This window comes from Mesorhizobium sp. M0306, assembly GCF_040321655.1.
Taxonomy (GTDB): domain Bacteria; phylum Pseudomonadota; class Alphaproteobacteria; order Rhizobiales; family Rhizobiaceae; genus Mesorhizobium.
On the sequence record NZ_JAMYRY010000100.1, the window covers coordinates 1 to 1,150 of the forward strand.

At 63.3% G+C, this 1,150-nt stretch carries 1 protein-coding gene; it reads left to right on the forward strand.

Going from position 1 to position 1,150, the window contains the following annotated elements; translation table 11 throughout:
- Positions 1 to 1,149: elongation factor Tu (gene tuf / locus NKI95_RS34250; RefSeq protein ID WP_352722262.1), on the forward strand; the 1,149-nt coding region annotated here is incomplete at its 5' end.
- Between the last annotated feature and the right edge of the window lies 1 nt (position 1,150).

Genomic DNA, 1,150 nt, shown 5'->3' on the forward strand with positions numbered 1-1,150 from the left:
AAGCCTCATGTGAACATTGGCACGATTGGTCACGTCGACCATGGCAAGACGTCGCTGACGGCGGCGATCACCAAGTATTTTGGCGAATACAAGCGCTACGACCAGATCGATGCGGCGCCGGAAGAGAAGGCGCGCGGCATCACCATTTCGACGGCGCATGTCGAATACGAGACCGCCAACCGCCACTATGCCCATGTCGACTGCCCCGGCCACGCCGACTATGTGAAGAACATGATCACCGGTGCTGCGCAGATGGACGGTGCGATCCTGGTGGTGTCGGCCGCCGACGGCCCGATGCCGCAGACCCGCGAGCACATCCTTTTGGCCCGCCAGGTCGGCGTGCCCTCGATCGTGGTGTTTTTGAACAAGGTCGACCAGGTCGACGACGCCGAGCTGCTCGAGCTGGTCGAGCTGGAGGTGCGCGAGCTTTTGACCAAGAACGAGTTCCCCGGCGACGACATTCCGATCGTCAAGGGTTCGGCGCTTGCCGCACTTGAAGATTCTGACAAGAAGATCGGCGAGGACGCCATTCGCGAACTGATGGCTGCGGTCGATGCCTACATCCCGACGCCGGTTCGTCCGCTCGACAAGCCGTTCCTGATGCCGATCGAGGACGTGTTCTCGATCTCGGGCCGCGGCACGGTGGTGACCGGCCGCGTCGAGCGCGGCGTCGTCAAGGTCGGCGAGGAGCTGGAGATCGTCGGCATCCGTCCGACCACCAAGACGACCTGCACGGGCGTCGAGATGTTCCGCAAGCTGCTCGACCAGGGCCAGGCCGGCGACAACATCGGCGCGCTGTTGCGCGGTGTCGACCGTGAAGGCGTCGAGCGCGGCCAGGTCCTGGCCAAGCCCGGCACCGTCAAGCCGCACAAGAAGTTCGTTGCCGAAGCCTATATCCTGACCAAGGACGAGGGCGGCCGCCACACGCCGTTCTTCACCAACTACCGTCCGCAGTTCTATTTCCGCACGACGGACGTGACCGGCATCGTGTCGCTGCCGGAAGGCACCGAGATGGTGATGCCGGGCGACAACATCACCGTCGATGTCGAGCTGATCGTGCCGATCGCCATGGAAGAGAAGCTGCGCTTCGCCATCCGTGAAGGCGGCCGCACCGTCGGTGCCGGCATCGTCGTCACCATCAAAGAGTAAT